This window comes from Leeuwenhoekiella sp. W20_SRS_FM14, from assembly GCF_052119605.1.
In the GTDB taxonomy this organism is placed as follows: Bacteria; Bacteroidota; Bacteroidia; order Flavobacteriales; family Flavobacteriaceae; genus Leeuwenhoekiella.
Window position 1 is genome coordinate 718,012 of the sequence record NZ_JBGQOK010000001.1, and the last position, 14,221, is coordinate 732,232.

At 35.2% G+C, this 14,221-nt stretch carries 9 protein-coding genes; 5 read left to right on the forward strand and 4 right to left on the reverse strand.

Features of this window, described 5'->3' with window-relative positions; all coding sequences use genetic code 11:
• Nucleotide 1: 1 nt before the first annotated feature.
• Complete coding sequence (locus ACEN25_RS03025) at nt 2-949, reverse strand: aldo/keto reductase (RefSeq protein ID WP_441801593.1); 948 nt, start codon at nt 947-949, stop codon at nt 2-4.
• 187 nt (nt 950-1,136) lie between these two features.
• Here ACEN25_RS03025 and ACEN25_RS03030 point away from each other — a divergent pair, with 187 nt between their 5' ends.
• The 4 genes from ACEN25_RS03030 to ACEN25_RS03045 all read left to right on the forward strand — a co-directional run bounded on the left by ACEN25_RS03030 (nt 1,137) and on the right by ACEN25_RS03045 (nt 5,671).
• Nucleotides 1,137-1,274 (forward strand): hypothetical protein, encoded by a 138-nt coding sequence (locus ACEN25_RS03030; protein ID WP_441801594.1) that lies wholly within the window; start codon nt 1,137-1,139, stop codon nt 1,272-1,274.
• 296 nt (nt 1,275-1,570) lie between these two features.
• The gene (locus tag ACEN25_RS03035) at nt 1,571-3,712 is read left to right on the forward strand and encodes a cation:proton antiporter domain-containing protein (protein ID WP_441801707.1); all 2,142 of its coding nucleotides are present in this window, start codon (nt 1,571-1,573) and stop codon (nt 3,710-3,712) included.
• A 160-nt stretch (nt 3,713-3,872) separates the two neighbouring features.
• Complete coding sequence (locus ACEN25_RS03040) at nt 3,873-4,832, forward strand: ion channel (RefSeq protein ID WP_441801595.1); 960 nt, start codon at nt 3,873-3,875, stop codon at nt 4,830-4,832.
• A gap of 110 nt (nt 4,833-4,942) precedes the next feature.
• Nucleotides 4,943-5,671 (forward strand): phosphatase PAP2 family protein, encoded by a 729-nt coding sequence (locus tag ACEN25_RS03045; RefSeq protein ID WP_028375211.1) that lies wholly within the window; start codon nt 4,943-4,945, stop codon nt 5,669-5,671.
• 20 nt (nt 5,672-5,691) lie between these two features.
• Here ACEN25_RS03045 and tamL read toward each other — a convergent pair whose 3' ends face one another.
• On the reverse strand, nt 5,692-7,989 hold the full coding sequence (gene tamL, locus ACEN25_RS03050; RefSeq protein ID WP_441801596.1) for a translocation and assembly module lipoprotein TamL: 2,298 nt from the start codon (nt 7,987-7,989) through the stop codon (nt 5,692-5,694).
• Complete coding sequence (locus ACEN25_RS03055) at nt 7,982-12,964, reverse strand: translocation/assembly module TamB domain-containing protein (protein ID WP_441801597.1); 4,983 nt, start codon at nt 12,962-12,964, stop codon at nt 7,982-7,984. The genes tamL and ACEN25_RS03055 overlap by 8 nt, the downstream gene beginning before the upstream one ends.
• Before the next feature lie 176 nt (nt 12,965-13,140).
• Between ACEN25_RS03055 and ACEN25_RS03060 the strand changes: the two genes are divergently transcribed.
• Nucleotides 13,141-13,419, forward strand: a complete 279-nt coding sequence (locus tag ACEN25_RS03060) for a hypothetical protein (RefSeq protein WP_028375209.1) — start codon at nt 13,141-13,143, stop codon at nt 13,417-13,419.
• A 56-nt stretch (nt 13,420-13,475) separates the two neighbouring features.
• Here the strand turns inward: ACEN25_RS03060 and ACEN25_RS03065 are convergent, their stop codons facing one another.
• A complete protein-coding gene (locus ACEN25_RS03065; protein ID WP_441801598.1) occupies nt 13,476-14,207 on the reverse strand; it encodes a hypothetical protein in 732 nt (243 codons plus the stop codon).
• Nucleotides 14,208-14,221: the final 14 nt, after the last annotated feature.

The following is a 14,221-nucleotide window of genomic DNA, read 5'->3' on the forward strand; positions in this document are numbered from 1 at the left end:
ATTATTTACTAGCTGAATTTAAACGATCTTGATCTTCCTGATCTAGATTTAAGAGAAGCGCCTCATCAAATGCCTGCAAATGCTCTTTCTTTGTTGCACTGGCTATAGGAGACGTTATACCAGGTTGTGCCATCGTCCAGGCAAGTGTTACTGCAGCTTCAGATACCTGGTGTTTATGAGCAATTTTCTTTAAAGCTTTTAAAACCGCCTCGCCTTTATCATTAAAATACTTTTTTAAAAAAGGTTCGCGATCTTTACCAGCAGCCGCATCTTTTGAATCATATTTACCGGTAAGAAAACCGCTGGCCAATGTAAAATAACTAGTAACACTCAGTTCATTTTCTACACAAAAACGTTGATATTCACCTTCAAAACCTGAGCGTTCCATAAGATTATATTCAGGTTGAATCACTTCATATCGCGGTAAACTATCTTCTTTAGAAAGTGCTATTGCCTCCCTTAAAATTGCTAAAGGAAAATTAGAAGCACCTATATGACGCACTTTACCCGCATTTATTAAATTCTTATAAACAGATAAGGTCTCCCGTTGTGTGGTGCTGTCATCATATTTATGACTAAAATAAACATCTACATATTCAGTATGTAAACGTTTTAAACTCAATTCTATTTGCTCGTTTATATAAGATGCAGATAGATTAGGTGCACCAGCTCCCATAGGGCTACCAACTTTAGTTGCAAGTATAATTTTGTCTCGATTTTTACGCGCTTGCATCCACTCCCCTAATATCATCTCGCTTTCACCGCCAGAATTACCTTCTGCCCAATATGAGTAAACATTAGCAGAGTCTATAAAGTTGAATCCTCTATCTAACAGTGCATCTAACAAATAGAAAGAGGTTTTCTTATCTGCTGTCCATCCAAAAACATTGCCGCCAAAAGTGATAGGTGGTATTTTTAAATCTGTCCTTCCTAATTGTATAGTTTTCATAAGTATCTAATTCATTTGCAAAGCAGACTTTTAACAAAGTCTTTATTATTAAATTAATTAGATTAAAATTACAAAGGTGCTTTTGCAGATTCTAGCTTGAGAGTATAAAGTATTGTTAATCTGTGGTAAAAAATTTTTGGCTGAAAAGAAAAAAGTAATTTAGCGACAGAACAAACTAAGCAATACAATGAAAAATTTATTTAGAGCATTACTTGCCGGCTGGGGCGCAAAAAAAATAGGTGGCGGTCGTTGTGGCTGTATAGGAACCATAGTCGTGTTTGCTATCTTATATTGGCTATTAGGATTTGTATTTAACGTAATCTAATAGTTTTTCTCAGTTGCACGAGATTAATAATAGAACCTACCAGTAAACGCGTTTATTAAAAAACAAGGGCATTATCTTAAATTAGATAATGCCCTTTTCCGTATTTTAAAATTGTAAAAGGCCTAAAATGTCACAGACTAAATTAAATTTTAGGTTAAATATTTTGGCTGAAAATTATTTCACGCTATCTCATTTTTTAAGATTTCTGAATCAATTATAAGATTAGATTTACTTCCTGAGACTATTGAGCTGCAGGCTTGATAAACAGGTATTAAAACTAAAATTTTCTTATTTTGATGCTTCTAGAATTGGCCTTACCGCTTACCAATCCTGTATTGAAATTTCTTTTAATACTGGTAATTATTCTCTTTGCTCCTATTATTCTGAATAAGATAAAAATACCGTATCTATTGGGATTAATTATTGCCGGAGCACTGGTAGGTCCCAAAGGCATCAATCTTATAGAACGGGATAATGGTATTATTCTTTCGGGTACTGCCGGGCTTTTATATATAATGTTTTTGGCAGGATTAGAGATAGATCTGGCAGACTTTAAAAAGAATAGTAAAAAGAGTATCATTTTTGGACTATATACATTTTGTATTCCTATGCTATTAGGAACACTCGCCGGTCTGTATGTTCTTAAACTTTCAATTCCTACATCTGTATTATTAGCCAGTATGTTTGCCTCTCATACCTTAATAGCATACCCATTAGTTAGTAAAATGGGGGTTGCAAAAAATATAGCTGTTAATATTACTGTAGGTGGCACATTAATTACAGATACTTTAGCTCTACTCGTCTTGGCCGTTATTGTAGGTATGACAACGGGAGAAGTAAATACATTATTTTGGATTAGACTTACTATATATATCTTGTTATTTGGTTTAACAGTAATGATGCTCTTCCCTATCATTGGCCGGTGGTTTTTTAAGCGATTTGACGATAGTGTATCTCAATATATTTTTGTTCTGGTTATGGTCTTTCTTGGAGCTGTCTTAGCAGAACTGGCAGGAGTTGAAGCCATTATAGGGGCATTCTTATCTGGTTTAGCGCTCAACCGCTTAATACCACATACCTCTCCTTTAATGAATCGCATTGAGTTTGTGGGCAATGCTATATTTATTCCGTTTTTTCTTATTGGGGTAGGAATGCTTATAGATTACCGCGTATTCTTTAATGATCTTAAAACCATAAAAGTGGCGCTGGTTATGATTATTGTTGCAACTTCAGCAAAATTTTTAGCTGCCTGGTTTACTCAAAAAACGTTTCAATTTTCTGCAGATCAACGTCGATTAATTTTTGGTTTAAGTAATGCTCAGGCAGCTGCTACACTAGCAGCCGTTTTAGTAGGTTATAATATTATTACTGGGGAAACGCCAGCTGGTGAGCCTATACGCTTACTCAGCGAAAACATTTTAAACGGAACAATTTTAATGATTTTGTTTACCTGTACTATCGCTTCATTTGTTGCGCAGCGGGGTGCTAAAAATATCGCCCTTTCTGAAAGTTTAAATGCTGAATCTGATATTCTTGAAAACAACGAAAGAGTATTAATACCTATAAGCAATATTGACACTATAGACGAACTCATTAATTTAGGAATTACTGTTAAATCAAAAACAAATAAAGATGGCTTGTATGCCTTAAGTATTGTTGATAACAGCACAATAGATAATACCGGTGACAAACAGGCACAGAAAATTTTACATAAAGCTACAATTACCGCTTCTGCCACAGATAACAGACTTCAGGAGATTTTGCGCTACGACTCCAGTATTGTTAACGGAATTACAAGCGTAGTTAAAGAACAAAAAATCACCGATTTAATATTAGGCCTTCACATAAGCAAAGGTATTTCTGATTCTTTTTTAGGCAACCTAACTGAAGGTATTCTTACAAAATGTAACACCACTACGCTGGTTTATAAACCTGCTCAGCCTCTAAATACAATTAAAAGACACCTGATCATTGTGCCAGAAAATTCAGAAAAAGATATGGGTTTCCCCTTTTGGATTGTCAAGATCTGGAACATTGCTAAAAACACTGGAGCTCAACTGGTTTTTTACGCAAATAAAGAAACCCTTCGTTTTATAGAACAACTTCAATCTAAACAAACACTTGATTGTACTTTTGAAGAATTTAGCAACTGGGAGGACTTTTTAATTCTGGCTAAAAATTTTAAGCAGGATGATAATTTAATTCTTGTTTTAAGTCGAATTGATAAACCGTCCTATAATAATACAATGTCTAAAATACCTAATTACCTCAATAAATATTTTAAAGAAACAAGTTATATGCTTATCTATCCTATGCAGGCAGGTGCGCTTAACAGTCCTAAAATAGACTTTAAAAACCCAACACTCAATGCACCGTTAGAAAAGCTAGATCAACTGGGTAAAAGCATCGCCAGACTTTTTAGAAAAAAATCAAAATAAATACAGCTTATGTTTATTAGGAATACTAATCTAAATTAAAGAAGTTAGGATGAGTAAAGCAACTATTAAATGTTATAAATAGAATATTAGCTCGACTAACAGCGTATTTTATTATATTTTCAAGTTGGTAGAAAACATTTATAAAATAGCGTAGTCTATAATGAGTATCAAAGAATCTTCCTCAAAATACAGTCAGAAAAACTTTAATGACTTTGGTCTGGGAGAAAAAGCCACTGCCGGTAATTATCGGGTTTTAAATAAAAACGGCTCTTTTAATATTAAGAAAGATAATGTAGGGGTATTAGAACGTATTAATTTCTTTCATGTTCTGGTTTCTATGTCCTGGCTGCAGTTTTTATTAATAATTTTAGGTACTTATTTTTGTATAAACCTGTTGTTTGCCTCATTGTATATGCTGGTAGGTATTGAGCACCTTACAGGTATTTATGGTACCACCTTTTTAGAACAATTTACTGAAGCCTTTTTCTTTAGCGCTCAAACAATTACTACGTTGGGTTACGGGCAGGTCGCTCCTATAGGGATTTTAACTAATATTCTAGCTGCCACAGAGTCTATGATGGGTTTACTGGGCTTTGCTCTGGCAACCGGTATGGTCTACGGAAGATTTTCAAAACCCGCCGCAAAATTAAAATATAGCAAATTTGCTGTCATTGCTCCCTATCAGGACATAAACGGTTTTATGTTTAGAGTAGTTAATCCACACGGAAATCAACTTCTAGAGTTAGAAGCTTCAGTGTCGCTTTCTATACTTCGTGAAAATTCTGAATTACGCAGTTTTTTTCCTCTTGACCTTGAGCGATCTAAAGTTGCATTTTTACCGGCCACCTGGACGCTGGTTCATCCTATTACCCGTGAGAGTCCGTTTTACCAGATTAAACCCGAAGCTTTTTTTAAAAGGGATGCCGAAATTATAATTGTTATTAAAGCTTTTGATGAAAGTTTTTCTCAATCTGTTTACTCCCGCTCTTCTTATAAATTCAATGAAATTAAATGGGGTGAAAAATTTACGTATCTAATTTCTCAAAAAGATGGAAGAGTTTCTGTAGACGTTAGTGGCATTGATAATACCGAACCTGCTAAACTGAATGGCGAGATTTAGTTTACAGAATTATACATTTTAAGGAAAAAGAAAGAAAATTCTAATTTCAAATTCTTTATTTTGAATCTTTATTCTTGCACAAGTTTTCTTTGCCGGTTTTTACACATATTATGAGACAATCTTTATTTGAATTTATTAAGAACCTGAAAAACTTTTTACAGCGTAAATTCAAGCAGTATGACAGTAAACTACCCTATTTTATTACTGTAATTTTGGCCTTAATAATTGTGGTGTTCTGCATAAATACATTTATAGAACTTACAGAAACACTTAAAACTGAAATTCTTGCGACTTACGATACACAAATTACAGATTATGTAATCTCCTTTAGAACACCACTACTCACTCAGTATTTTGTTTTTGTAACCAATGTGGGTGACCTCTATGGTTATCTCACCGTGGTAGGACTTGCAACAATAATCTCTTATTTCTTCTTTAAACGCTGGAAGTATGTTTTACAAACTATCGCTGTTTTAATATTAGCTTCGGTCTCTAACGTAATTCTAAAGCGATTTATAGATCGTGCTCGCCCGGGAATAGAGCATTTAGTTTCGGTAGAAACGTTAAGCTATCCTAGTGGTCATGCAATGAGTGCAATGGCCTTTTATGGTTTTCTTATTTACCTCGTGTTTCGATTCAGTATAAATACGTTTCTTAAAGCCGGTTTAATTTTGCTTCTGGCAGTTCTAATTTTAAGTATAGGAATAAGTCGTATTTATTTAGGGGTTCACTTTCCGTCAGACATCGCTGGAGGTTACATTGCCGGCTTTATCTGGGTTGTGTTTTGTATTCTTATTTTTAATATTATCGAACTTTTTAGAAGAGACCCTAAAACTTAGGATTTTTAAGTCTGTTACATTTAGAAAGGATATCCTATTGCAAAGTTTAAAATAGGGTTTGCAAAGTCATACGTCCAACGCTTGCCTTCTTCTAAGCCAGGATCGTGAAAAGGTGCGGCAAGATCTAATCGTATTACAAAACTTTGTATATCTATGCGCATCCCAAAACCACCGCCAATACCTAATTGATTAATAAAGTCACTACCAAAAGTATCTCCCTCTAAAGCTAAATTGTCTGTGGTATTCCAGATATTTCCTGCATCTACAAATAACGCACCCTGAAGAATATTTATAAGCGGAAAACGGTATTCTAGATTCGCCTCCAGGCGTACATTACCGGTTTGATCGTAGTAGTTAGAAGCCGTGTTATCATCGGCCACAAAAGTGCCTGGCCCTAGTGATCGGGTTCTAAAAGCACGTACACTATACGGTCCTCCTGCAAAATATTGCTTTGTGTAGGGTACGACTTCAGAATTTCCGTAAGGGACACCTATCCCTGCAAAAAGGCGGGTTGCTAGCGTTTGGTTTTTTGCAAAGTTAAAATGATATCTAAAATCTGCATCTATACGTGCAAACTGCGCATATTCTAACCCCAGAATACTTTGTGGTTTTTCACCTCCTGCAAATAAACTTAGACTATTCCCAGCTGTTTCAAAATTTGCATTTAAAAACAACTGATGTGTGGCATCCGTATCTACCATACCGTTATAGGTAAAAGAATAGGTTAAACCCGAAATAAATTGCTGATTAAAACTAGTTTGCAAAAAGGGGTTTGCCTCTAAAATTGCATCAAACTCTGGGGTGGTATTAGCAAGTGAAACATAATTAATGGCAATAGGATTTATCTCGTGTGTAATGTATTTATTGGCTTGCCATACATAGCCAAAATTAGCTTCAAGAGAACCTAAAGTAAATAATTGAGACCTGTTTAAATAGGCGACCCCCAGTTTAACACGGGTTTTAGGTATATCGTATTTAAAATAATCTTTAGAAAATTTATAAGGAAACAACATACGTGGAAATATAAGTTCGCCACTTAAACCCAGTTGTACGCTGGTAGAACCTGCTGTATTACCTGTGCCACCACCGACTTGAAACTCATAACTTCCGTCAAGAGAAATATTAAGCGTTTCTCCTCCCTGAAAAAGATTACGGTTAGCAAATGTAAGCCCCAATCCCGGACCCGAAAATCCGTTCGACTTTGTTACCGCCTTCACTTCTGCACGTACCGCTCTTTTATTTAAAGGTGATAAGAAAATATTAGCTTCTAACAGTCCTAAACTATCTCCAGAAGCTTCAGTATCAAGTTCGTTGTATCTAATATTTACAAATTTATAAGCACCTATAGAGCCTAAACGACGGCTTGTAGCTTTAGACTGCTCAGGGCTATATAAATTACCTTCTTCCAGTAAAATAAAGGGATCCAGACGTTTTGGCTTGAAATAAACTTCCTCCTGTAGGAAATTTTTATTGGCAAATTTAACGGTATCAACACCTGTACTATCCAGCTCTACTGTATAATTAGGATATACATTTACACGAGCTACCTTATACGGAATAATTGATTTTTCGGGAACATCCTTTTTTAGTCTCAGATATAGATCAAATTTCTTGTTTTTATATTGATTGGTATCTGATTCAAATATTAAGAATCCTGAATTGAAATTATAAAATCCTTCGCTTTTAAGTTGAAGATCTATACGCTCCCGCTCTGCTTTCATAGCACTTAGATCAAAACGCATACCCGGTTGTAAACTTGTCTTATCAAGCTGATTTTTTATGCTTTGATATACCAGCAAACTGTCTGAATCGAGTTGGTATTTTTGTAATCTATAGGGTTTAGAAAGACGTAATTTGTAAATTGCTTCGGCCTCTTTGCTCGTGGTATCCTCTATTATTTCTGAAGCTACTGTACTGTAAAAAAAACCTTTGTTTTCAAGACGATTCAGTAAAATCTGCTCCATTTCATATTCTCTAATGTCTGATGCATAAACCGGTTCCTGACCAAATTTTTTATTGAGAAACTTATTTATAAATCCCGGTTTTTCGCGCGTTGCTTTGTAATGAAAATACAACCCCGGATATCCACCTAATAAGGAAGATACAGGTTCGGGTCGCAAAGCTGCTTTCAAATCTAGTTCTATCAAATCTATATCATCTACGATAGAATCTGGAGTGAGCACCACCGTTTCCTTAGTATATAGAAATTCGCCTTCGGGTATAAAACGATCTACAGAACAGCTAAAGCTTATTAAGCTAATTGCAACCAGCAGAATTGCAAATCTGAGATTCCCCTTATGTTTTGCAGATTTATTCATTAATCTCTTCTTCTTCAGTTTTAGCCGGAAACATAGATTGCCACAGCTCTGTAAACTTGTTAAACTCTCTTGTAAATAGAAGCGAAATCCCATTTACAATAATTTGACCATCAATAATATTCTCATATTGACTGCGTCTATATCCTCTCATTCTATATGTACCATCTTCCGTTAGTAAGTACTCAATACTTACATTGCCTACTACGGGGGCTGTACCATTTTCAGAATTACCACTTCCCTGTAAATCTACAGCACTACCTACACTCACAACCACACGGTCATCAAACAACTTTTTCTGTGCTGCGATATCTAACGTGGTACGATCTGTAGGTGCGCTACCCTGATAATCTGTATAACTGTCTAAACCAAAATTTAGATCGAAGCCTGTATTACCTAATAACTTATCTGAAAATACATTTAATTGATCTGAAATCGCATCGTTTAAGTTATCTCTGGCAATTGTAGCTGTACCACCACCACTACCATCACTACTTGAGGAAGGAAAAAAGCGGTTGAGTACCAGTAATGAAAACACTTGTTTATTCAGCTCATTTTCTTGCTGATTTAATTGTTGCACCTGACTATAAACCTGCCCACCCACAGCTCCTCTACTTGCTTCAGGTATATCTAGATTGAAACTTATTAGTGGCTTCATAAGTTCACCATCTATATTTATATACACTAAAAACGGAACTTCCTTTCTAAACTGCGATTGCGTGGTAATATCTGTACCGCTGGTTGAAGACGCCATTAAACCACTTGCCGATGTTTCTACCTCATACGAAGCTTTAATATTTAAATCTGCATCAAAAGGATCGCCAGACCAGGTTATGCGACTTTCTGGAGCAAGATTAAACCTGCGTTTAACTAAATTATATAAACTCATCTCATAATGACCGTCGTACACATTGTAACGGCCGCTTAACGTCATTCTTCCATTTGGGTACATATTGTATTTAAAATCACCGGTACCGGTTACCTGAAAGTTATCACCGGCTTGCTTATCTATAATTAATTTAAACAACGCTCCTTTAGCTATACTTAAATCTGCATCTATCGCAAATCCCGAAACGGTATAGGATTCCTCTTCAGAATTTGTGAGTATGGCATCTGGATTCTCTTTATTTACAAATATGACAACACCATCTTTAGATTCTATTTGTACTTCTGAAGGTGGTAAAACATAGGTGACATCTGTAGCAGAATTTACGGTGAGACTCAAGTCAACGTCAGGTAAATCGAGATCTCCTGTAACGGTCGCATCTGCATCAAAAACAACAGTACCATACACCAGATCAAAATCTTCTTTTGTAGAATTAAGAGCTTTAAAGTTTTTGGCTTTCAGTTTAAGATCAAATGTAGGATTGATAAAACTTTCTGTGCCTACATTACCAGAAACGGTAATCGCGTTTGAACTCGCATCCTGTATTTTAAACCCGTCAAAATAAATTCCTTTATTATCTAAGCGTACGGCTTCATCAGCTAGTAAAAATGGTGCATTAAGCTTGGCTATTTCAAAATTGGCCTTATTAAAATTTAAAGTCCCTTCATATTCAGGTGCTAAGGTGCTTCCAGTCACTTTAATGTTTCCGTTTACAGAGCCACTCGCATTTGTTATTTCGCCTTGCGAAAAATTCTCAAGTGCTTTGACATCAATACGTTTAATATCAAGGTTTAAATCTATTTGTGCTGCTTTAGGATTATCTATATAATCTCCTGTGAGATCAAGATCTGCAACCCCTTCTTTTAAGCTTAGATCAAAATCATAACCACCGCTACCTTTCGATTTTCCGCTTACATCAAGAATACCCATATTAGTTTGCAGTACTTCAAAATTTGTAATTTTTAGGTCTGCCAGCATTCCCGGTGATGTAAAAGGATCTTCAACGACAAAATCTCCGTTTAAGATTCCCTTTACTAATGATTCATCAGGATTTAGCAGATTTAAAATACTGGAGAGCTTAAAATTCTGAAAGTTAACACCCAGATGTTCTTTAGTAATTCCCGGTAAATCATTACTCACCTCTACTATCTGATCCTGATAAGACAATTTAAAATCTTCAAATACGGTATTGAATTCTTTAAAGACAATACTATTATTGGGATTTACCTTCCATTTATTTCTATTTAAAATAAGGTCTTTGTCGTCTATATGAATTTTAATACTATTCTCCTCCTGAGTAATTACAGAAAGTACGTGCATTAATTTTTCATCCTTATCTAAAGACAGAAAATCTAAATACATCATATTATTAGTAACTCGCCCACCTATTCTCGTATCTTTAATATTTACAGGACCGGCTATGAGTTCTTTAAGCCCAAAGCCAAAATCCATATTATCTTTATTAGAAATAAGCTTAAATGCCAGGCTGTCTATGGTATAACCATTATAGTTTATATAGGGTAAATTAACATCTGCAGTAAGAGCACGTTTGTATTCATCAAAATCAACAGCGATGTTTACCGTATCAAGCTCTCTTAAATTGGGGACAAAAACTTCACTTAAGATAGGCGCTTGCACTACAGAGCCGCGAATCTTCATAAGCACGGGTTTTACAATTGTGTCTAGCTGTGGATCTTCTGTTAAATAGGTTTGTACGTGACGTTGCAATGCGGCGATAAAGCCTTGCGGACTCGCATTAGATTCTAAATCTAACTGCAAAATGCGATTGCGAATATCTAATGATGTCGTATCTGGCTTAACAAATGCATTTATTTTTAAATCTCCTAATTGATATGCCTGATCATCATATACTGCTACTCCTCTTTTTATATCTGTATTAACTTCATAATCTTCGGGAGTACCTTTAAAGTAACCGGTAAGATTAAATGCTGCTTTTATGTTCTGTTTAACAAGACCTAAAGCTTGTAAGTCTGCTCCAATAAGATCTAGATTTACATTCGCTGAAGAAGCTACAGAATCTAAAGTTACATCTGCATCTAACTTCATATTTAAATTATCATCCCTGTAAGCTGAGACAAGATTTCCTTTCCCGTTATTAAAAGAACCATCTAATTTTAAATCTTTAAACGTATATTCATTAAAATCAAGACGCTCAATCGTTGCATTAACTTCTGCATCAAGATCATTTATAGTAGCACCAGAACCTTTAGCGGTAAGATTTAAATCTAGAACTCCCAGCATTTCATTTTGAAGTAATTTGCCCAATCGTATTTCGGTAGCGGATACAACACCTTCAAAATTTATACGATTGCCAAATGCTGCATTTCCATTAAGAATGACGGTGCCATCTGTTGTTTCTAAAGTTGTTTTAGTTAGTGCGCGTGTCGTGGTTCCTTTCAAAGAACCAGACATTCTTACCAATTCTGGAAATTGTACGCCTAAATCTTTTTCATTTAAAAATCTGCTTAAATCTGTACGTGTACTTTGAATACGATAGGTTGGAAAATTATAGGAAATGTTATCAGGATTGGTAGCATTATATACAGTGCCTTGCAAACTTAGATAGGTACTTTTACCCCAATTAAATCGTGTAGGACTTATAGTTAAGTCGTCTAGTTTTCCATCAACAGCTAAACTACCCGTTAATAGACGCTGACTTAATTTAGCTAAGTATTCATTGTTTTTTAATTGTGGCTGAAATTTAAAAACAGTTCCTAAATCTGTAATAACCTGCGGTACGTTTAAATTCAGTTTTGCATCCCCTGGATTTTCAATAAAAGCTGCTAAACTAGGATAAGATAATTTAGCCCTTCCGTCTAAATAATTATCGTTTAAACTGAAAACTAAGTTATTAACATCTAAAGACTCATCGGTTACTTTAAGGGTTAAATTTAACTTTTTCAACGCTAACCCGGAAACTTCTGCAAAAGATGCATTCGCCAATTCTGCATTAAATTGTTTGTCTTCAAGAGAAATATCTTTAAGATTTAGCGTAAGATTGTCAATTAAAATTGCATTGGGGTTAAACAATCCTTTAGAAGGTTCTGCGCCATCAAGCGTGTATTCTAAGGAATTATCAACCAATGATATTTCTCCTATATTTATTAAGAAATCTGGCCAGGTAAATGCAGGAGAAGGCTCGTTAGTTTCTAAGGTAGCTTCTTTTACAACCGTTTGCATCGCTACTTTAATTTCCGAATTATTAAGAAGTACACGATCTACTATTGCTTTACTTGTCTTTAAATCAACTAAAGGTATTTCAGTTTCAAAATCACCTATTTGTGCAAATGCACCAATCCCGTCTGGTATAGATTGATAATCAACTGTAACCTGTTTCATTTTAAGGTTTTTAACCTTTAAGAAAGGCATAGGTACTGCCGCAGTATCAGTAGAAGGTTGCAAAGGTTTCGTTTGCTTATAATATATTTTTGTATTTGCCAGATAAACATTACCCACCTCAAAGCGCATCGCTTGAAGGTCTGTTTTTTTCATATTGAGCTCTAATTCAGACAAATTGAGCTTAGCATCCATACCGGCAACATCATCTTTAAAGTGCAGGTCAAAATCTTTAAAACTAAAATCACCAAGGTTTAGCTGAAGTGCAGTGGTATCTTGTGGAGTAGTTGTCACAGCTGTGGTATCTGAAGCTGCAAAAGCATCAATTAAAAATTGGTAATTAAAACCAGCGATAGAATCCTGTCTAATAACATTTGCCTTTACACCTTCCCAATCAACATCATCTATACTTATAGCGCCACCGGTAATTATAGACCACAGTGGTACTGCAGCCTCAAGATGCTTACTATAAACAAGGGTATCTCCTTTTTTATCTTCAAGGTAAAGACCGTCTAGTGCAATGTCGCCGTCAAAGGTTATAAACAGTTTGCTTATTTGAACCTCGGTCTGGGTCTTTCCTTCAATATAATTTATGGCTTTGTCGACAATAATACCCTGTCCCCACGGACTGCGAACAAATAGAATTAAAAGTAATAGTAGAATAAAAATAACACCTACTATTTTACCAAAAATCTTTAATACTTTAAGGAACTTTTGTTTAGGAGTTTTCTTCATAGTCAATAGCTCAAAACTGTAACAATTAGTTCACGTTTTGAAGTTGTTAAAAGTACTATAATTGACAGTTGTAGTTAATATGCTAATTATTAAAACCTTGTTATAATTTTCTATAAATGCAGTTAAATAGATAAAGGCCGAGAGCTGAATTAAATAAATTGTAGAAAATTAAAATTATGAAAACTGATAAAACACAAGAAAACACGTATAACTCTGATTTAACTAAAGAGGACTTAGATATTCTCAATCAAAAAAATCTTCATAAAGATGGTGGTGCAGATGAGCAATTGCGCGATCGCGAAAGAGCGGTTGACTTTACAGGAAAGGATTTAGACATCCCCACGGGAGAGCAAACAAATAAGCAAACTACAGGGCTTAAAGATGAAGAAAATAAACTATACAGTCAGGGAGGTTCTCGTAACAATAATCTTGAAGAACAAAAGGGTGAATTGTAATTGACTTAAATAGTCAGCATAAAAAAATCCATCATTTGTGATGGATTTTTTTATACCTAATTTTCTTTAACAATAATTATATTTGCTTTTACGCCGGTGAGTAAATTCCATTCATTAGAGCTTATTACATTACCCGTATCGTCGTAAACTACAAAAGCTGCGGTATTAGGACCGCTAGAACCTTGATTAAGCGCCTTAAATGATATTTTATTAAACCCTTTCTTTAATGGAAGATAAAAACTCGTATAGGCTTCAGTTAACCAAATACTTGGTACCACAACCTCGTCATTAACAAGTACAGCAACACGGTCACCATCTACATAGGCATAATCTCTACATACAATTTTTACTTGTTGTCCCCCATTTTTAAACGTACCCAAATCCTGATCAGACTGGTGTGCAGGCTTGTCAGATTTATCACTATCACGATTTGCCTCGCGTTGATTCATCATATCAGTATAACGCTGTCCTGCATCAGCATAGGATTCATGTTTCAGCATATAGAATGTAGGAGACTCAGGAGCTCTAAGTTGCGGGCGCTCTATTAATTTACCGTTAGCGTCAAGCATTAAACCACCACTCGATTTAGGTATATCGGGTTTAGAAACTGCATTATCAGGAACTGGTGTGGGAGTTTCCAGAGGATTTTCGGCAGCCGGTATTTTAAATGACCCGGATGTATTATCTATTTGGGCCGTAGCTAAAAGTGGTAATACTAGCAAACAAAGACTCAAGAATAAGGTGAGTTTTGATGTACAGTATAAATATGTGCTTTCGATTGTTTTCAATTTTTCTATTAATA